This is a genomic window from Streptomyces sp. NPDC001904 (assembly GCF_040297005.1).
Classification (GTDB): Bacteria; Actinomycetota; Actinomycetes; order Streptomycetales; family Streptomycetaceae; genus Streptomyces.
This window is the reverse complement of record NZ_JBEOYI010000003.1, coordinates 445,216-462,823: the sequence shown is the minus strand read 5'-3', so window position 1 is coordinate 462,823 and position 17,608 is coordinate 445,216. Positions and strand designations below refer to the sequence as shown.

18 protein-coding genes are annotated in these 17,608 nt (G+C 69.9%); 10 read left to right on the top strand and 8 right to left on the bottom strand.

What is annotated here, in order from left to right; all coding sequences use genetic code 11:
* Positions 1-6 precede the first annotated feature (6 nt).
* Both ABT127_RS06860 and ABT127_RS06855 read right to left on the bottom strand, forming a co-directional pair.
* The gene (locus ABT127_RS06860; RefSeq protein WP_351445322.1) at positions 7-513 is read right to left on the bottom strand and encodes a GNAT family N-acetyltransferase; all 507 of its coding nucleotides are present in this window, start codon (positions 511-513) and stop codon (positions 7-9) included.
* 41 nt (positions 514-554) lie between these two features.
* Entirely contained in the window at positions 555-1,247 is a 693-nt protein-coding gene (locus ABT127_RS06855) for a hypothetical protein (RefSeq protein ID WP_351445320.1), read from the bottom strand.
* Between the two features lie 237 nt (positions 1,248-1,484).
* On the opposite strand from ABT127_RS06855, the gene gcl reads away from it, so the two are divergent.
* Positions 1,485-3,272, top strand: a complete 1,788-nt coding sequence (gcl, locus tag ABT127_RS06850) for a glyoxylate carboligase (RefSeq protein ID WP_351445318.1) — start codon at positions 1,485-1,487, stop codon at positions 3,270-3,272.
* 126 nt (positions 3,273-3,398) lie between these two features.
* A complete protein-coding gene (locus ABT127_RS06845; protein WP_351445316.1) occupies positions 3,399-3,830 on the top strand; it encodes a hypothetical protein in 432 nt (143 codons plus the stop codon).
* A gap of 358 nt (positions 3,831-4,188) precedes the next feature.
* Here ABT127_RS06845 and ABT127_RS06840 read toward each other — a convergent pair whose 3' ends face one another.
* From ABT127_RS06840 to ABT127_RS06830, 3 genes are all read right to left on the bottom strand, one after another.
* Positions 4,189-5,655 carry a catalase gene (locus ABT127_RS06840; protein WP_351445314.1) on the bottom strand — a complete coding sequence of 489 codons (1,467 nt, stop codon included), beginning with the start codon at positions 5,653-5,655 and terminating at the stop codon, positions 4,189-4,191.
* A gap of 232 nt (positions 5,656-5,887) precedes the next feature.
* A complete protein-coding gene (locus tag ABT127_RS06835; RefSeq protein ID WP_351445312.1) occupies positions 5,888-6,784 on the bottom strand; it encodes a 2-hydroxy-3-oxopropionate reductase in 897 nt (298 codons plus the stop codon).
* 74 nt (positions 6,785-6,858) lie between these two features.
* The gene (locus ABT127_RS06830) at positions 6,859-7,695 is read right to left on the bottom strand and encodes a TIM barrel protein (protein ID WP_351445311.1); all 837 of its coding nucleotides are present in this window, start codon (positions 7,693-7,695) and stop codon (positions 6,859-6,861) included.
* 136 nt (positions 7,696-7,831) lie between these two features.
* On the opposite strand from ABT127_RS06830, the gene ABT127_RS06825 reads away from it, so the two are divergent.
* From ABT127_RS06825 to ABT127_RS06790, 8 genes are all read left to right on the top strand, one after another.
* The gene (locus ABT127_RS06825; RefSeq protein ID WP_351445309.1) at positions 7,832-8,116 is read left to right on the top strand and encodes a YkoF family thiamine-binding protein; all 285 of its coding nucleotides are present in this window, start codon (positions 7,832-7,834) and stop codon (positions 8,114-8,116) included.
* Positions 8,117-8,178: 62 nt separating this feature from the next.
* On the top strand, positions 8,179-8,490 hold the full coding sequence (locus ABT127_RS06820) for a helix-turn-helix domain-containing protein (RefSeq protein ID WP_502971649.1): 312 nt from the start codon (positions 8,179-8,181) through the stop codon (positions 8,488-8,490).
* Positions 8,491-8,639: 149 nt separating this feature from the next.
* Positions 8,640-9,164: a 2-oxo-4-hydroxy-4-carboxy-5-ureidoimidazoline decarboxylase gene (gene uraD, locus ABT127_RS06815; protein WP_351445305.1), complete on the top strand. Its 525-nt coding sequence runs from the start codon at positions 8,640-8,642 to the stop codon at positions 9,162-9,164.
* Positions 9,164-9,562, top strand: a complete 399-nt coding sequence (gene uraH / locus ABT127_RS06810; RefSeq protein ID WP_351445303.1) for a hydroxyisourate hydrolase — start codon at positions 9,164-9,166, stop codon at positions 9,560-9,562. The genes uraD and uraH overlap by 1 nt, the downstream gene beginning before the upstream one ends.
* Positions 9,563-9,567: 5 nt before the next feature.
* Positions 9,568-10,503 carry a factor-independent urate hydroxylase gene (pucL, locus tag ABT127_RS06805; protein WP_351445301.1) on the top strand — a complete coding sequence of 312 codons (936 nt, stop codon included), beginning with the start codon at positions 9,568-9,570 and terminating at the stop codon, positions 10,501-10,503.
* 88 nt (positions 10,504-10,591) lie between these two features.
* Positions 10,592-12,007: a nucleobase:cation symporter-2 family protein gene (locus ABT127_RS06800; protein WP_351445299.1), complete on the top strand. Its 1,416-nt coding sequence runs from the start codon at positions 10,592-10,594 to the stop codon at positions 12,005-12,007.
* Between the two features lie 45 nt (positions 12,008-12,052).
* Positions 12,053-13,459, top strand: coding sequence for an 8-oxoguanine deaminase (locus ABT127_RS06795; protein WP_351445297.1), 1,407 nt, complete (start codon positions 12,053-12,055; stop codon positions 13,457-13,459).
* Positions 13,460-13,831: 372 nt separating this feature from the next.
* Positions 13,832-15,178, top strand: a complete 1,347-nt coding sequence (locus tag ABT127_RS06790; protein WP_351445443.1) for a nucleobase:cation symporter-2 family protein — start codon at positions 13,832-13,834, stop codon at positions 15,176-15,178.
* Between the two features lie 94 nt (positions 15,179-15,272).
* On the opposite strand, the gene ABT127_RS06785 is transcribed toward ABT127_RS06790, so the two are convergent.
* The 3 genes from ABT127_RS06785 to ABT127_RS06775 form a co-directional block, all read right to left on the bottom strand.
* Positions 15,273-16,061 carry a chitosanase gene (locus tag ABT127_RS06785; protein WP_351445441.1) on the bottom strand — a complete coding sequence of 263 codons (789 nt, stop codon included), beginning with the start codon at positions 16,059-16,061 and terminating at the stop codon, positions 15,273-15,275.
* A 328-nt stretch (positions 16,062-16,389) separates the two neighbouring features.
* The gene (locus tag ABT127_RS06780; RefSeq protein ID WP_351445295.1) at positions 16,390-16,812 is read right to left on the bottom strand and encodes an acyl-CoA thioesterase; all 423 of its coding nucleotides are present in this window, start codon (positions 16,810-16,812) and stop codon (positions 16,390-16,392) included.
* A gap of 152 nt (positions 16,813-16,964) precedes the next feature.
* Positions 16,965-17,606, bottom strand: coding sequence for a hypothetical protein (locus tag ABT127_RS06775; protein WP_351445293.1), 642 nt, complete (start codon positions 17,604-17,606; stop codon positions 16,965-16,967).
* Between the last annotated feature and the right edge of the window lie 2 nt (positions 17,607-17,608).

Here is a 17,608-nt window from a genome sequence, read left to right as displayed (position 1 = left end):
TGTGGCTCAGCCGTCGCGCCGCATGCACACCCGGGGCCAGCGGTCCAGGCCGTGCTCCGCCTCGGCCGCGCGGATCCGGCGCAGGCCCGGGGTGAGCGCGGCGCCGGTCAGGCGGCGGAAGCCCAGCCGCTCGTAGTACGGGGCGTTCCACGGCACCTCGGTGAAGGTGGTCAGGGTCAGCCCCGCCAGGCCCTTGCGGTGGGCGTGGTCGGCGGCGTGCGCGATCAGGGCCCGGCCGACCCCGCGCCGGGCGGTGTCCGGGTGGACGGTGACCTGCTCGATGTGGAAGGCACCGTCGACCGTCTCGCCGACGAGGTACGCGAGCACCCTGCCGGATGCGTCGGCGGCCACCCAGGCGTGGCCCGCGGCGCGGTAGCGCTCCAGTTCGGCGAGGGTGGGCGGCTCGTCGTCGGCGACGGCGTCCATGCCGAGCGGGCGGAACAGCTCACCCGCGGCCCTCTCCAGCTCTTGCAGGCGGGGCAGTTCGGCCGCCTCGGCGCTACGAATGATCATGGCGTCAGTATGCGACAGGTGATCGTCCGCGGTCCCGGGACCTAGGAGCCGCCCGCGATCATCTCGTCCGCCGGGCTGTTCACCGGCTGCGGCTCACCGGTCAGGTCGAGCACGAACAGGGGGACCAGCAGCTCGTCCGCGCGGGTGCGGGCCTCGTCCACGTAACCGGCGAGGGAGAAGTAGACGCAGGCCGCCGACTCGGTCATCGACTGGAGCCACAGGCACTCCACGTCGCGCACCGTCGCGGGCCGGACCGAGGGCTCCAGCTGGGCCACGAGCCCGCGCGCGGCGAGCCCGATGCCGGACGGCGGGCGCTGGTCGGCGCGGCGCACGTCCGGGTAGCCCAGCCAGCGCAGATACAGCGCGACGGCGGTCACCGCGTCGCGCGCGGTGCGGATGCCGACGGGCTGGAACGCGGGCCGCGGCGGTGTCGCCGTCCGCGGCAGCGGTATGTGCTGGGGCGGCGGCGCCTGGTCGTCCTGGACCGGCAGGCGCAGCAGGGCGCCGCAGTCGCAGCCCAGTTCGGGCCGCGGCCAGCGGTCGCGGCGGCCGCACACCGGGCACCGCAGGGTGACCCAGTCGTCGTCCCAGGTGTGGTCGCTGACCTCCTCGGCGGCGGCGCCGCGCACCAGCGGCGGGGCCACCGGCGCACCGCACGCGCACGGCAGCGCCGTGGGCACGTACGTGTGCTCGCGCGGGCAGGCCGGGCAGCGCACGCGCACGGGCTCGGCCATCACACCCCCTAGTGGGCCGAAGGATTCCGGATCGTTCGCGTCTCATCATCCACCTTGACGGCCTTCCTGGCCCCCCTCTACATTGCTTCCATATAGCAGAAGCTAGTTTCCACAATACGGAAATGCAGTACGGACTTCAGAGCTCGCCGCGGGGCGCGACGGGAGCGCGAATCCGACATCCGAAGAACAAGCAGACAAGTCAGTGACCGCCAGTCACCGCAGGAGTCGGGAGCACTCATGGCTCGAATGACCGCCGCCCGCGCGGCCGTTGAGATCCTCAAGCGCGAGGGCGTCAGCAACGCGTTCGGCGTGCCCGGTGCCGCCATCAACCCCTTCTACAAGGAGCTCAAGGAGAGCGGTGGCATCGACCACACGCTCGCCCGCCACGTCGAGGGCGCCTCGCACATGGCCGAGGGCTACACCCGGGCGAACCCGGGGAACATCGGTGTCTGCATCGGCACGTCCGGCCCGGCCGGCACCGACATGATCACCGGCCTGTACTCCGCGATCGGCGACTCCATCCCGATCCTGTGCATCACGGGCCAGGCGCCCACGCACCTGATCCACAAGGAGGACTTCCAGGCCGTCGACATCTCCTCGATCGCCAAGCCGGTCGCGAAGATGGCCGTCACGGTCCTGGAGGCCGCTCAGGTCCCCGGCGTCTTCCAGCAGGCCTTCCACCTGATGCGCTCGGGCCGTCCCGGTCCGGTCCTCATCGACCTGCCGATCGACGTCCAGCAGACCGAGATCGACTTCGACCCGGAGACGTACGAGCCGCTGCCGGTCTACAAGCCGGCCGCGACCCGCGCCCAGATCGAGAAGGCGATCGGCTTCCTCCTGGAGTCCGAGCGGCCGCTGATCGTGGCGGGCGGCGGCATCATCAACGCCGACGCGAGCGACCTGCTCGTCGAGTTCGCCGAGATCACCAACACTCCCGTCGTGCCCACCCTCATGGGCTGGGGCACCATCCCGGACGACCACGACCTGAACGCGGGCATGGTCGGCCAGCAGACGGGCCACCGCTACGGCAACGCCACGTTCCTGGAGTCGGACTTCGTCCTCGGCATCGGCAACCGCTGGGCCAACCGTCACACCGGCTACAAGCTGGACGTGTACACCCAGGGCCGCAAGTTCGTCCACGTCGACATCGAGCCGACCCAGATCGGCAAGATCTTCGCGCCGGACTACGGGATCACCTCCGACGCCAAGGCCGCCCTGGAGCTGTTCGTCGAGGTCGCCAAGGAGCTGAAGGCGGCCGGCCGGCTGCCCGACCGCTCCGCCTGGGTCGCCTCCCACCTGGAGCGCAAGGAGACCCTCCTGCGCCGGACGCACTTCGACAACATCCCCATGAAGCCGCAGCGCGTCTACGAGGAGATGAACAAGGCGTTCGGCAAGGACACCCGGTATGTCACCACGATCGGTCTCTCGCAGATCGCCGGCGCCCAGATGCTGCACGTCTACAAGCCGCGCCACTGGATCAACTGCGGCCAGGCGGGCCCGCTGGGCTGGACCATCCCGGCCGCGCTCGGCGTCGCCAAGGCCGACCCGGACACCCAGGTCGTCGCCCTCTCCGGCGACTACGACTTCCAGTTCATGATCGAGGAGCTGGCGGTCGGTGCCCAGCACCGCATCCCGTACGTCCACGTCCTGGTGAACAACGCCTACCTGGGCCTGATCCGCCAGGCGCAGATCGGCCTCGACATCAACTTCCAGGTCAACCTGGAGTTCGAGAACCAGAACAGCCCGGAGCTCGGCGTCTACGGCGTCGACCACGTCAAGGTCGCCGAGGGCCTGGGCTGCAAGGCGATCCGGGTCACCGACCCCAGCGAGCTGGGCGAGGCGCTGGAGCGGGCCAAGAAGCTCGCCGAGGACCACCGCGTGCCGGTCGTCGTCGAGGCGATCCTGGAGCGCGTCACCAACATCTCGATGAGCCCCACGGCCGACATCAGCGCGGTCAAGGAGTTCGAGGAGATCGCGACGGAGCCGGGCCACGCGCCCACGTCGATCCGGCCGCTGAAGGTCTGACGCGGCAGAAGAGCCCACAAGGCCCCGGGCGGGCCACCGGTACCCACCGGTGGCCCGCCCGCTTGTGTCGTGGGTGCGGTGCCCTACCGTTCATGGCATCGGCCGAAGATCCGCGGGGAGTGCCGCATGGGTGCATGGATGGACTACTTCAGCGCAGTCGACGACGAGTCGGCGGCGGAGCAGCTGGACGCCGGAGAGGTGCCCGGCGCGGTGTGCGGCAACGGCATCGACCCGGCCGTGATGATCGCCAATCTGGAAGCGCTGCTGACCGGCCGCGGCTACGAGGAGGTGCGGGCCCAGCCGCGCCAGTGCGCCCTCGTCGCGCAGGAGGGGGACTGCGCGGTCGTCGTGACGACGCTGACGGACGGTGTGCGGGACGCGCTGGCCGGCGCGGAGCCGGAGGCGCTGCGGTCGGCCGCGGTGGCCTGGGGCCGCACCGAGGAGTTCGACGGGGACGAGCGCGAGGACGAGCTGACGGCGCTGGTCGAGTCGTTCGCCGAGCTGGCGCGCGAGGCGCGGGCGTCGGGTCACCGGCTGTACTGCCGCGTCAGCATGTGAGGGAACGCAGCGAAGAGCCCCCGGGCACGGACCGTCGTACCCGGGGGCTCTCGTCTGGGAAGTGGTGGCCGTCCGACGGCGCGCGACTGGCGAGACATGCATGCGCGCCACCGGACGGAGTCTGCTGTGGCTGGGACCGCGGCGGCTGTACGACGGCTCCGGGGACGCCCTGCCTCAGGTCGACAGGGGGCCGGGAACCTTCACCACCGCACTGGCTCGCACGGCCGCCGCGGTCCTCGTCCGCCCGCACCGCCCCGGGACCACCCCTCATCCGGGTCCCGAAGCGGTTCGGGTCTGCGCGTACGGAGCTGACCTCCCATCAGTCCCGTACGCAGTCTGTGTGCTGCCGCAGTGCGGCTCAGTCCTCGCGCAGGGCGCGGACCGCCTCCTCCACGCGCTTGCCGTAGTCCGGGTCGGCGGCGTGGAAGTGGGCGAGGTTCTTCTCCACGATGTCGTCGTGCGAGACCTGGGAGAGCCCGCCGGCGATGTTCGCCACCAGACGCCCCTTCTCGTCCTCCGACATCAGGCGGTACAGCTCGCCCGCCTGGAAGAAGTCGTCGTCCTTGGTGTGGGCCGGGGCCTCGTGCGTGCCCGTGTACCCGGCGACGGCGTACGGCGCGGCCAGCGGGCGGCCGGTCTCGACGGGGCCGTCGAAGGAGTTCGGCTCGTAGTTCTTGCGGGTGCGGCCGTAGGCGTTGGCCGCCATGACGCCGTCCCGGCCGTAGTTGTTCGCCTCGGTCGCCTTCGGCGCGTTCACCGGGAGCTGGGTGTGGTTGACGCCCAGGCGGTAGCGGTGCGCGTCCGCGTAGGCGAACAGGCGGCCCTGGAGCATCTTGTCCGGGGAGGGACCGATGCCGGGCACGAAGTTGTTCGGGGAGAACGCGGCCTGCTCGACCTCGGCGAAGACGTTGTCCGGGTTGCGGTCGAGGACCAGGCGGCCCACGCGCTGCAGCGGGTAGTCCTTGTGCGGCCACACCTTGGTGAGGTCGAACGGGTTGAAGCGGTAGTCCGCCGCCTCGGCCGCGGGCATGATCTGCACGTAGAGCGTCCAGGACGGGTGCACACCGCGCTCGATGGCCTGCAACAGGTCCGTCTGGTGCGAGTTGGCGTCCTTGCCGACGATCTCCTGAGCCTGCTCGGCGGAGAGCGAGCGGATGCCCTGGTTGGTCTTGAAGTGGTACTTCACGAAGAAGGCTTCGCCCTGCTCGTTCGTCCACTGGTAGGTGTGCGAGCCGTAGCCGTTCATGTGCCGGTACGAGGCCGGGATGCCGCGGTCGCCCATCAGCCAGGTCACCTGGTGCGTGGCCTCGGGGGCGTGCGCCCAGAAGTCCCAGACGTTCTCCGGCTCCTGCTTGCCCGTGAAGGGGTCGCGCTTCTGGGAGTGGATGAAGTCGGGGAACTTCAGCGGGTCCTTGATGAAGAACACCGGGGTGTTGTTGCCGACGAGGTCGTAGTTGCCCTCTTCGGTGTAGAACTTCAGCGCGAAGCCGCGCGGGTCACGGACGGCGTCCGCGCCGCCGAGATTGTCGGCGACGGTCGAGAAGCGCAGGAAGACCTCGGTGCGCTTGCCGATCGTGTTCAGGAAGTCGGCGTGGGTGAAGCCGGTGACGTCGTCGGTCACCTCGAAGTGGCCGTAGGCGCCGGAGCCGCGGGCGTGCACCACGCGCTCCGGGATGCGCTCGCGGTTGAAGCGGGCGAGCTTCTCCAGGAGGTGCTGGTCCTGGAGCAGGATCGGGCCGCCGACGCCTGCGGTGGCGGAGTTCTGGTTGTCGGCGACAGGCGCGCCGGACTCGGTCGTGAGCACACGATTCGGCGTTTTCGGCATGGGTTCGAGGCGACCTTCCGTGCAGTGGCTGCTGACGTCGGCTGATGGTGTGTGGGGAGCGTAGGTACCCCTGAACTGCTACGTCAACAGTTTGTTGAAGTTATCGGCCGAGCTTGTTCAACATTTTGTTGAACAATTGGGCATGAGTGGTTCCGGGCCGCGGCGGCGCCTGGGCGCGACAGGACAGGTGTCAGCGCCGCCACGGCCCGGAAGTCTGTGGGGTGGTGCGGTTCTACGCGACCTGGTCGCCGGAGAGGCGCTCGACGGCGCGCAGCAGGGCCGAGTGGTCGAGGCCGCCGTCGCCCTGGGCGCGCAGCGAGGCGACCAGCTGGGCGACCACGGCGCCGACCGGCAGGGCCGCGCCGACATTGCGGGCGGCGTCGGTGACGATGCCCATGTCCTTGTGGTGCAGGTCGATGCGGAAGCCCGGCTTGAAGTCCCTGTTCAGGAAGTTGTCCTTCTTGCGGGTCAGCACGGTGGAGCCGGCGAGCCCGCCGTTGAGGACGTCGAGCGCGGCCGTCAGGTCCACGCCGGACTTCTCCAGGAAGACCACGGCCTCGGCGCACGCCTGGATGTTCACGGCGACGATCAGCTGGTTCGCGGCCTTCACGGTCTGGCCCGAGCCGTGCGGACCGCACAGCACGATGGTCTTGCCGAGGGCCTCCAGGAGCGGCTTGGCCTCGTCGAAGTCGGCCTGCTCACCGCCGACCATGATGGACAGCACGGCCTCGATGGCGCCGGCCTCGCCGCCGGAGACGGGGGCGTCGATGACGCGGATGCCCTTCTCCTCGGCGTTCTTCGCGAGGTCGACCGAGGTCTGCGGGGTGATCGACGACATGTCGACGATCAGCGCGCCCGACCGGGCGTTCTCCAGGATGCCCTCGGGGCCGTAGGAGATCGCCTCGACCTGCGGGGAGGCGGGCACCATCGTGACGATGACGTCGGCGTCCTTGACGGCCTCGGCGATCGACTTCACGGCCGTGCCGCCGGCCGCCGAGAGACGGTCCAGCTTGTCCTGCTCCAGGGTGAAGCCCGTGACGTCGTAACCGGCCTTGATCAGGTTCTCCGACATGGGCGAACCCATGATGCCGAGACCGATCCACGCGACCTTGGGGAGGTTGTTGCTCATGAGGGTGACACTCCAGAGGCTCTGAAAACGGTGGTACGCCGATGAGTCGGCTGAGGTGGCGCGACCGCGGACGCTCAGGCGGCGCGGTGCTCGCGCGGCAGCCAGTCGAAGGCCTCGGCGCTCGGCCGGTCGCCCGGCTTGTACTCCAGGCCGACGTAGCCCTCGTAACCGGCCTTCTTGAGCTGGTCGAGCAGCTCCTCCAGGGGCAGCGAGCCGGTGCCCGGCGCGCCGCGGCCCGGGTTGTCGGCGATCTGCACGTGCGCCGTCCTGTCGGCGTAGGCGCTGATGACCTGCGGCAGGTCCTCGCCGTTCATCGACAGGTGGTACAGGTCCATCAGGAACTTGGCGTTGCCGAGGCCGGTCGCCGCGTTCACCTTGTCGACGATCTCGATCGCCTTGGGGGCGCTCACGATCGGGCACTTCGGCGACTCCGGCGCGTTGAGCGCCTCGATGAGCAGGACCGCGCCGACGCGGTCGGCTGCGCGGGCCGCCAGCACCAGGTTCTCCAGTGCGAGCGCGTCCTGCGTCGCCTCGTCGACACCGTCCACGCGGTTGCCGTAGAGGGCGTTGAGCGCCTTGCAGCCGAGGGACTGCGCGAAGTCGGCGGCGACGTCGATGTTCGCGCGGAACTTCTCGCTCTCCTCGCCGGGGATCGACAGGGCGCCCCGGTCGGGTCCCGGCAGCTGGCCCGCGTAGAAGTTCAGGCCGGTCAGCTGGACGCCGGCCTCCGTGATCGCGGTGCGCAGGGCGTCGAGCTCCGACTGCGCGGGGGTGGGGGCGTCGACCCAGGGCCACCACAGCTCGACCGCGGTGAAGCCCGCCGCGGCGGCGGCCGCGGGACGCTCCAGGAGCGGGAGTTCCGTGAAGAGGATCGACAGGTTGACGTTGAAGCGCTGGTCTGCGAATCCCATGAGGGTCGGCGCTCCCTTCCGTAAGTTGTTCCGTATTGCGGAAGTTCGTTTCTGCTTGATGGAAGACTGCCTCCGAGGGGCGATCGCTGTCAAGAGGGGCTGCCGGAAAAACCGCCGACGGCGTTAGGTTGAGCCCGTGCGATTGAGAGTGGAGTTCACGACCGAGCCCTTCGACCTCGACGAGGCGCCGCCGCACGCGGTGGTCGCCCGGGACGTGCTGGAGGGGGCCGACCTGGACGCGGTCGACGTCGGCCCGTTCGGCAACACGGCCGAGGGGGAGTCCGGCAGGGTGCTGACCGCCGTCGACGCGCTGCTGCGCAAGGCGCTCGCGGCCGGCGCCACCCGGGTCTCGCTCCAGGTGAACGTGATCGGTGACGAGTCCCGCGCGAACGGCGGCGAGTCCGGGGAGGGCGATAAGTGACCGGTCTCGTCGATGACGCCTCCCACCCCTTCGTCCGGGCGGTCAAGCCGCTCGTCGACGCCATGGGGGGCGAGATGATGCCGCCGCAGGAGGCCGGCAAGGACGACGTCGTGCTGAGCTGGGAGGGCGTGGACGTGCTGGCCGTCCGGCTGCCCCAGCTGGCCGACTCCCTCGATCACATCCTGGCCGCCATGGAGCGCAAGGAGGGCAAGCCGCTGGCGGACCTCGACCGCAGGGAGAAGCAGGAGGTCGTACGGGCCCTGGAGGCCCGCGGCGCGTTCTCCGTGCGGCACGGGGTGGAGACCGTGGCCGGCGCCCTCGGTGTCTCGCGCTTCACCGTCTACAACTACCTCAACCGCGAGAAGGCCACCTGACCTGCACGGATTCTTCGCTTCCCGAACCGCCGTCCGACTATCGGACGGCGGTTTTTGTCACTCCAAGTTTTCAACAAAGTGTTGACGCGGTGTTTCCGAGGGCGTTAGCTATCCGCAGCCCGTCCAGCACAAGGCCACGGAGGCATCCCGTGACTTCAGGTACCACAGGCACGAACCGGGGGCTTACCCGGTTCAACACCTCGGACGAGAGCACGGCCCAGGCCGAGCTCCACGAGGTGTGTGCTTCATCGGCGTGGGGGAGCAAGCTGCTCGCCCAGCGCCCCTTCGCCACCGTAGAGGCCCTTTTCGAGGCCAGTGACGCCGCGACGGCCGAGCTGACCGCCGACGACCTCGCCGAGGCGATGGCGGGGCACCCGCCGATCGGCCGCCCGAAGCCCGGCGACCCGACCTCCTCGCGCGAGCAGCGCGGCATGGCGGGGGCCTCCGAGGAGCTCAAGGCGGAGATGCTCGAACTGAACCTGGCCTACCAGGACCGGTTCGGACATGTCTTCCTCATCTGTGCCACCGGAGCCACCGGCGAACAGATGCTCGGGGCGCTCAAGGCGCGCATCGCGAACACGCCCGACCAGGAGCGGGAGATCGTCCGCACCGAACTGGGCAAGATCAACCGCATCCGCCTCACCCGCCTCGCAGAAGAAGGGGACAACGCCTGATGAGCACCGAGACCACGGCGTCGGTGTCCACGCACATCCTGGACACCAGCATCGGACGCCCCGCCGAGGGCGTCGCCATCTCCCTTGCGGCACGCGCCGGTTCGGGCGCCGCCTGGGTGGCACTCGGCGGTTCGGCCGCCGATGCGGACGGGCGCTGCAAGGACCTTCCGGCACTGCCGGAGGGCACCACTCACGTCCGTCTCGACTTCGAGACGGAAGAGTATTTCGACAAGAAGCAAGCCGATGCGCAGCAGGACGCCCCCGCGAATCGGGACAGCGGTGCGACCGGAGCGTTCTTCCCGGAGGTGGCGATCACGTTCGCCGTCGTGCCGGGCGAGCACTACCACGTACCGCTGCTGCTCAACCCGTTCGGCTACTCCGTTTACCGAGGGAGCTAGCAGACATGCCCACGATCCTGGGACAGAACCAGTACGGCAAGGCCGAGAACCGAGTCGTAAAGATCACGCGGGACGGCGACACTCACCACATCAAGGACCTGAACGTCTCGGTCGCCCTCAGCGGTGACCTCTCCGACGTCCACCTCACCGGGTCGAACGCCAACTGCCTGCCGACCGACACCACCAAGAACACCTGCTTCGCCTTCGCCAAGGAACACGGCATCGAGTCGGCCGAGCAGTACGGCATCGAGCTGGCCCGGCACTTCGTCGACAGCCAGCCGTCGATCCACCGGTCGCGCATCCGCATCGAGGAGTACTCCTGGGAGCGCATCGCCGGCTCCGACGCGGGCTCCAACTTCATCGGTGCCGACGAGGTCCAGCACTCCTTCGTCCGCAAGGGCCAGGAAGTGCGCCTGGTGCAGGTCACGTACGACGGCGAGAAGTTCGAGGTGCTGTCCGGTCTCAAGGACCTGACCGTCATGAACACCACGAACTCCGAGTTCTGGGGCTACATCAAGGACAAGTACACGACGCTGCAGGAGGACTACGACCGCATCCTCGCCACGTCGCTGTCCACGTGGTGGCGGCACAACTGGACGGGCGCCGAGGGCGAGCGCACGCCGCAGTGGAACAAGTCCTACGAGCAGGCCAAGAAGCACATCCTCCAGGCCTTCGTCGAGACGTACTCGCTGTCGCTGCAGCAGACCCTCTTCCAGATGGGTTCGCGGGTCATCAACAACCGCAGCGAGATCGACGAGATCCGCTTCTCCGCGCCGAACAAGCACCACTTCCGCCAGGACCTGTCGGCCTTCGGCCTGGAGAACGACGCGAAGGACGGGGCCGTGTACTGGGCCGCCGACCGTCCCTACGGCCTGATCGAGGCCACCATCCTGCGGGACGGCGCCGAGCAGCGCATCCCGACCGACATGACCAACCTCTGAGGTCATCGTCATGTCCTTGTGAGTCCTTGTGAGGCGTGCCCCCGCTCACCCGCAGTAGGCGGGGGCACCCCCTCCCGGAGGGAACAACATGGCAACGCCCGCAAAGGGGCCGGCTGAAGGCCCGTGTTCCACCCCCCTGCCGGACGGCACCGTTCCAGTCACCAAGGTGCACCCGGTGGACGAAAAGCTCCACGCCTCGCGGCTCGTCCCCGCCGCGCTCCAGCACATCGCCGCCATGTACGCCGGCGTCGTCACCCCTCCGCTCATCATCGGCCAGGCCGTCCACCTCGACACCGCCGGCCAGACGCGGCTGATCGCCGCGTCACTGCTCATCGCCGGAGTGGCCACCCTGCTCCAGACGCTCGGCGTCAAGGGCTTCGTCGGCAACCGGCTGCCCTTCGTCAACGCCGCGTCCTCGGCGGGCATCGCACCCATGCTCGCCATCGCCGAGACCAACGCCCAGGGCGACCAGCTCCCCGCCATCTACGGGGCGGTGATGGTCGCGGGCGTCTTCTGCCTCGCCATCGGACCCTTCTTCGGACGGCTCCTGCGCTTCTTCCCGCCCCTCGTCACCGGCGTCGTCATCACCCTCATCGGCGTGACCCTGATGCCCGTGCCCGTCGGCTGGGCCCAGGGCGGCGACAAGACCGCCGCCGACTACGGCGACATGCGCTATCTCGCGCTCGCCGCCTTCACCCTCGTCGTCATCCTGCTGATCCAGCGCTTCGGCAAGGGCTTCGTCAAGCAAGTCGCCCTGCTCTTCGGTCTGTTGATCGGAACACTCGCCGCGATCCCGTTCGGCATGGCGGACTTCAGCTCCCTCAAGTCGGCGCCGGTCGCCGCCCTGCCGACGCCGTTCGCCTTCGGCACTCCCGAGTTCCAGCCCGCCGCGATCATCTCGCTCTGCCTCGTCATGCTCGTCCTGATGACCGAGTCCAGTGCCGGCATGCTCGCCATCGGCGAGATCTGCGAGCGCGGCTGCGACGGGCGGACCATCACGCGCGGCCTGCGCACCGACGGCATCGCCACCTTCCTCGGCCCCGTCTTCGGCGGCTTCCCCACCTCCGCCTTCGCGCAGAACGTCGGCGTCGTCTCGCTCACCAAGGTGCGCAGCCGGTACGTCGTCGCCGTCGCGGGCGGCGCCCTGCTGATCCTCGGCGCCTTCCCGGTGCTCGGCGCGGTCGTCTCGATGGTCCCCATGCCGGTCCTCGGCGGCGCGGGCATCGTCCTCTTCGGCTCCATCGCCGTCAGCGGCATCCGCACGCTGTCCGAGGCGGGCCTCGACGACAGCTCCAACATCATCCTGGTGGCCGTCTCGCTCGGCGCGGGCATCATCCCGCTCGCCGCGCCCACCTTCTACGCCGACTTCCCCGCCTGGGCGCAGACCGTGCTCGGCTCCGGCATCAGCGCCGGCGCGCTCGTCGCCGTATCGCTGAACCTGTTCTTCCACCATCTCGGCACCCGTAGCAGCGCCAGCGCGGCTGCGGCACTCAAATCCTCCTAGGGTCCTGCCGTGCCCAATCGCCACTCAAGAAATGAAGGAAGCACCATGGCACCTTCTACGGCTGCAGCTACGGGTTCCCCGGTGGACCGCATCGTCATCGAGAACGTCGCCATCGCGACGGTCGACGCGCACGACACCGAGTACGTCTCGGGACACATCGTCGTCGCGGGCAACGTCATCGAGTCCATCGGCGCGGGCAGTGCGCCCGAGGGCCTGGAGAACGGCGTGCGCCGCATCGACGGCACCGGCCACCTCGCCACGCCCGGCCTCGTCAACACGCACCACCACTTCTACCAGTGGATCACCCGCGGTCTGGCGACGGACCACAACCTGTTCAACTGGCTGGTGGCGCTGTACCCGACCTGGGCGCGCATCGACGAGCAGATGACGTACGCGGCCGCGCAGGGCTCCCTCGCGATGATGGCCCGCGGCGGCGTGACCACCGCGATGGACCACCACTACGTGTTCCCGCAGGGCTCGGGCGACCTCTCCGGGTCGATCATCCGTGCCGCCTCCGAGATGGGCGTGCGCTTCACCCTGGCCCGCGGTTCCATGGACCGCAGCGAGAAGGACGGCGGCCTGCCGCCGGACTTCGCCGTCGAGACCCTCGAAGGCGCCCTCGCGGCGACCGAGGAGACCGTCAAGAAGCACCACGACGCCTCCTTCGGCGCGATGACCCAGGTGGCCGTCGCGCCCTGTTCGCCCTTCTCCGTGTCCACCGAACTCCTCAAGCAGGGTGCCGAGTTGGCGCGCCGCCTCGGTGTACGGCTGCACACCCACGGCAGCGAGACGGTGGAGGAGGAGAAGTTCTGCCACGAGCTGTTCGGCATGGGCCCCACCGACTACTTCGAGTCGACGGGCTGGCTCGGTGAGGACGTGTGGATGGCGCACAGCGTCCACATGAACGACTCCGACATCGCCGCGTTCGGCCGGACGAAGACGGGTGTCGCGCACTGCCCGTCGTCCAACGCCCGGCTCGCCGCCGGCATCGCCCGCGTCCCCGACATGCTCGCCGCCGGTGTCCCGGTCGGCCTCGGCGTCGACGGCACCGCCTCCAACGAGTCCGGCGAACTCCACACCGAACTGCGCAACGCGCTCCTGATCAACCGTCTCGGCGCCCACCGCGAGGCCGCCCTGAACGCCCGTCAGGCGCTGCGCCTCGGCACCTACGGCGGCGCCCAGGTCCTCGGCCGGGCGGCGGAGATCGGTTCGCTGGAGACCGGCAAGCTCGCCGACCTCGTGCTGTGGAAGATGGACACCCTCGCCCACTCCTCCATCCTCGACCCGGTCACCGCGCTCGTCTTCGGCGCGGCCGCCCCGGTCACCCTCTCCCTCGTGAACGGCGTACCGGTGGTGGAGGACAGCCGCCTCCTGCACGTCGACGAGGACGCCATCGCCCGCTCCACGCGGGACGAGGCGCGTCGCCTGGCGCGGATCGCCGCGCAGGCCTGACGGTTCGACAACCCCTGATCTCCGGCCGGGGAGGACGGTCCCCGGCCGGACCCGAGCTGCCGAGCGGGCAGTTCGGGTGCCGCCCCGGAACGTGGCCCCAGCTTCACGTACCCGGGGCGGTCAGTAATGCCTGGGCGCACCACAACTTCATACGAGCTCAACCGAGTTCATCAATTTTTTCCTTGCACCACCTCCCAGAAGCGAAAAGTGCCGGCGGCCTGCCGGGACTGGAAAACAACCGGAGGAGCCGCAGTGGCGACGAAGCCCAGGTTCACCAAGCAAGGCACCACTCCCGACAAGCCCGCAGCGTCCGCAGAGGGCACGGCGGTCCATACCAAACATCCGGTCGACGAGACCCTGCCCCCGCTCAAGATGGCGACGACCGGTCTGCAGCACGTGGCCGCCATGTACGCGGGCGTGGTCGCGCCCCCGCTCATCGTCGGCGCCTACATAGGCCTCTCCGCGAAGGAGCTCACCTTCCTGACCGGCGCCTGCCTCTTCACGGCGGGCCTCGCCACCTTCCTCCAGACCCTCGGCATCTGGAAGATCGGCGCCCGGCTGCCCTTCGTCAACGGCGTGACGTTCGCGGGCGTGGCCCCGATGCTCGCCGTCGTCGACTCGACGAAGGACAAGGACGACGCCCTGCCGATCATCTTCGGCGCGGTGATCGTCGCGGGCCTCCTCGGCTTCATCGCCGCGCCCTTCTTCTCCAAGGCGATTCGTTTCTTCCCGCCGGTCGTCACGGGTACGGTCATCACGCTCATCGGCATCTCGCTGATGCCGGTCGCCTTCGGCTGGGCGCAGGGACCCAACGCCAAGGCGTCCGACTACGGCTCGATGAAGAACCTGGCCCTCGCCGGGATCACGCTCGTCATCGTGCTGCTGCTGCGCCGCTTCACCACCGGCTTCGTCAAGCAGATCGCGGTCCTGCTCGGCCTGGTCGTCGGCACGGTCGTCGCCATCCCGTTCGGCGTCACGGACTTCTCGCCGATCGGTGACGCGGACGTCGTCGGCTTCCCGACCCCGTTCCACTTCGGTGCCCCGCAGTTCGCCGGCGCGGCCATCGTGTCGATGATCGTTGTCATGATCGTGTCGATGACGGAGTCGACGGCGGACATGCTCGCGCTCGGCGAGATCGTGGACCGTCCCGCCGATGAGAAGACGATCGCGGCCGGACTGCGTGCCGACACCCTCGGCACGGCGATCAGCCCGGTCTTCAACGGCTTCATGTGCAGCGCCTTCGCGCAGAACATCGGCCTGGTGGCGATGACCAGGATCCGCAGCCGCTTCGTGGTCGCGGTCGGCGGCGGCTTCCTCGTCCTGATGGGTCTGTGCCCGATGGCCGCGTCCCTGATCGCGGTGGTGCCCCGCCCGGTCCTCGGCGGCGCGGGCGTCGTCCTGTTCGGCTCGGTCGCCGCCAGCGGCATCCAGACCCTGGTCAAGGCGCGGCTGGAGAAGGACAACAACGTCCTGATCGTCGCCGTCTCGCTCGCCGTGGGCCTCATTCCCATCGCGGCGCCGGAGTTCTACCACGCGTTCCCGGAGCGCGCGAAGATCATCCTGGACTCGGGCATCTCCACCGGCTGTGTCGCCGCCGTCCTGCTCAACCTGGTCTTCAACCACCTGGGGCGCAGCCGCGACGCGGACGACGTGACGGCCCCGATGGAGTCGGGAGGGGCGATCGCGGAGCAGCGCACCACGTCCGCCGCGGCCCACTGACCCCCCGCCGCCCCGCACGGCCGACGCCGCCCCCGAGAACCGGGGGCGGCGCGGCACGTTCACGGGGAGGTACCGCGGGCAGCCCGGCCTCCGGTCATCCGATGTCGAAGCTGTCCCCGTACACCTTCCAGTCCAGCGGCGGGTCCAGGTTGAGGTTGCCCTTCTTCAGGAACACGCGCTGGGCGGTGTCGACGCGGCTGGTGTCGCTGTGCGCCTCCTCCTGCTTCATCGCCCACACGCGCGCGTCGAGGAACGCGTTCAGCCAGGTGGTCTCGTTGCCGCCCTGCGCGGGCGGCTTCGCCTTGCCGAGCGCGCGCTTGCGGATGCCGGAGAAGCTCGTCGGGTCGCCGCCGTCGCCGTGCATCACGATGGCGTCGTAGTACGCGAACTGCCCGAGCGTGCCGACCCCGTCGGCCTTGCCCTGCTTGACCGCCGGGTTGAAGTACACCCGGTCGCGCTCGTCGTTCTGCGCCTGCTGGAACGCCGAGTCCTGGGCCGCCTTCGCCCAGTCCTTCGGGAAGTTCGGGTCCAGGCCGTCGTGCGAGTCGCTGCCGTCCACGTTCCGCAGCGCGGGCAGGTACTTGGCGAGGACGTTGCCGGGCTTGCGCTGCGTGTACAGCTCGACCAGGTCGAGCATGTCGCCGGTGCCGGAGCAGAAGCCGATGATCCCGGCGGTGTAGCCGCGGCCGTCGCCGATGTCCTCGATGTACTTGTACTGGGCCTTCCAGTCGAGCGAGGAGTTCTCCGCGCTCGACACCAGCTTCATGGCGATCTCCTTTTTCGCCGGATCGTCGAGCCCGGCGGCGGCGACGGTGGACGCGCCGGCGAGCTGAGTGGTCAGAAGCGGCGCCGCGACGATCGTGGCGCCGAGGAGGGTGAGCATGGTGCGACGGGAGGGGCGTGCGGTGCGTATGTGGGGGCTGGACACGGGTCCTCCAGAGGGGAGTTCGTCGTTCCGTCGACTGTTAGGAAGGTTTCCTACCAGAAATTTGGAGTGACGTATACCCGTCAAGACAGCCTTGGGTGGGGGCAGTTGGCGCCGTGCCGGGCGTGAGGAGAGGGAGGGGTGGCCGTCGGGCGGCGGCCCGCGCGCACGGAGAGGCGTGCGCGCTGGGCGGCCGTCGGTGCGCGGCGGGGGCCGGTGAGGTCCGGTCGGGTCGGGTGGGGTCCGGCAGGTTCTGGCCGGTTCTGGCCGGGTCTGGCGGGGTCGTCTACAGGCCGAGAGGAGCGGGGTCCTTCGCCAGTTCCTTGAAGGCCTCCTTCGGGTCCGCCAGCAGCTTGCGCCGCTCCAGGTCCAGCACGCCGCCCACGGCGGTGATCTCGGCCGACAGGGTGCCGTCGGTCTTCCTGATCGCCTGGTGCACCCGGAACGTCTTGCCCTCGCCCCACTCGAAGACGCACTCCACGTCCACGGCGTCACCGGCGTGCAGCTCCCGCAGGTAGCGGATGTTCGTCTCCAGGACGACGGGACCCACGCCCCGGGCGAGCAGGTCGCGCTGGTCGATGCCGGTGCGCCGCAGCAGCTCCCACCGGGCGTGCTCCGCGTACTGCAGGTACACCGCCTGGTTGAGGTGGCCCTGCGCGTCGGTCTCGTACCCGCGCACCTCGACCCGAACGGAAAACGGCTCTGCCACGATGGTCCTCTCGATGATCCGGGTGGTGCCGACCGGCGGACCGGGGATCCGGGGGATGCCGATCGGTGGACCGGATCTGAGCGCTTGCTCAGGTCCGGTCGACGGGTTCAACAGGGCGGTGCGGCACGGCATTCCGCACGGGGGCGGGGTGCTCAGGCCCGGCGCGGAGACGCCAGCAGCCAGCGGCCCCCGCGGGTCTGCGCGTGCTCGCTCACCTGCCAGCCTGCTCGCCGGAGCGCCTGCGCGCACGCCGCGAGGGCGGCGGGCTCGGGGTGCCGGACGGCGACGGCCTCGGGCTGCGGGGTGTCCGTCACGCGATAGCCGGGCGCCGTCCCCGTCGCCGGGACGCAGCCCGCCGCCTCCAGGGCGAGCGCGGCGGAGTGCGTGAGACGGCCCCGCTCCCATGCGCAGGGCCGGTCGGTCGCGCCGTCCGGATGCGTCATCCGGCGTATCTCCAGCAGCCCCTGCCAGGCGGTGCGCACCTCGCGCGCCCGCGCGGGCGTGGCGACGGCGTCCGGCTCGCCGCCGAGCCGCGCCGCGAAGACCCCGCCCGGCGCGGCGGGCTCCGCATCGGGCTCCGGGCGCGGCGCGGGCGCCGCCGGGGCGTCGGCGGCCTCCCGGATCCGGTGGCCCGCCGGCGTCAGGAAGTGGTCGTGCGGCGGCCTCGGGTGCCGGAACGCGAGGCGCAGCGCGACGAGCCGCGCGAGCTGGGCCGCGGTGCCGGTGAGCCGGCCCGTCTCCGGCTCGGCGGCTTCGATGACGCGCCGCTGCGCGGCGGTCGGCGGTCTGGTCATGG

Coding starts and splice junctions, on each gene's coding strand:
- ABT127_RS06860 (WP_351445322.1), bottom strand. CDS start 513: ATGATCATTCGTAGCGCCGAGGCGGCCGAACTGCCCCGCCTGCAAGAG.
- ABT127_RS06855 (WP_351445320.1), bottom strand. CDS start 1,247: ATGGCCGAGCCCGTGCGCGTGCGCTGCCCGGCCTGCCCGCGCGAGCAC.
- gcl (WP_351445318.1), top strand. CDS start 1,485: ATGGCTCGAATGACCGCCGCCCGCGCGGCCGTTGAGATCCTCAAGCGC.
- ABT127_RS06845 (WP_351445316.1), top strand. CDS start 3,399: ATGGGTGCATGGATGGACTACTTCAGCGCAGTCGACGACGAGTCGGCG.
- ABT127_RS06840 (WP_351445314.1), bottom strand. CDS start 5,655: ATGCCGAAAACGCCGAATCGTGTGCTCACGACCGAGTCCGGCGCGCCT.
- ABT127_RS06835 (WP_351445312.1), bottom strand. CDS start 6,784: ATGAGCAACAACCTCCCCAAGGTCGCGTGGATCGGTCTCGGCATCATG.
- ABT127_RS06830 (WP_351445311.1), bottom strand. CDS start 7,695: ATGGGATTCGCAGACCAGCGCTTCAACGTCAACCTGTCGATCCTCTTC.
- ABT127_RS06820 (WP_502971649.1), top strand. CDS start 8,179: ATGGGGGGCGAGATGATGCCGCCGCAGGAGGCCGGCAAGGACGACGTC.
- uraH (WP_351445303.1), top strand. CDS start 9,164: ATGAGCACCGAGACCACGGCGTCGGTGTCCACGCACATCCTGGACACC.
- pucL (WP_351445301.1), top strand. CDS start 9,568: ATGCCCACGATCCTGGGACAGAACCAGTACGGCAAGGCCGAGAACCGA.
- ABT127_RS06800 (WP_351445299.1), top strand. CDS start 10,592: ATGGCAACGCCCGCAAAGGGGCCGGCTGAAGGCCCGTGTTCCACCCCC.
- ABT127_RS06795 (WP_351445297.1), top strand. CDS start 12,053: ATGGCACCTTCTACGGCTGCAGCTACGGGTTCCCCGGTGGACCGCATC.
- ABT127_RS06790 (WP_351445443.1), top strand. CDS start 13,832: ATGGCGACGACCGGTCTGCAGCACGTGGCCGCCATGTACGCGGGCGTG.
- ABT127_RS06785 (WP_351445441.1), bottom strand. CDS start 16,061: ATGCTCACCCTCCTCGGCGCCACGATCGTCGCGGCGCCGCTTCTGACC.
- ABT127_RS06775 (WP_351445293.1), bottom strand. CDS start 17,606: ATGACCAGACCGCCGACCGCCGCGCAGCGGCGCGTCATCGAAGCCGCC.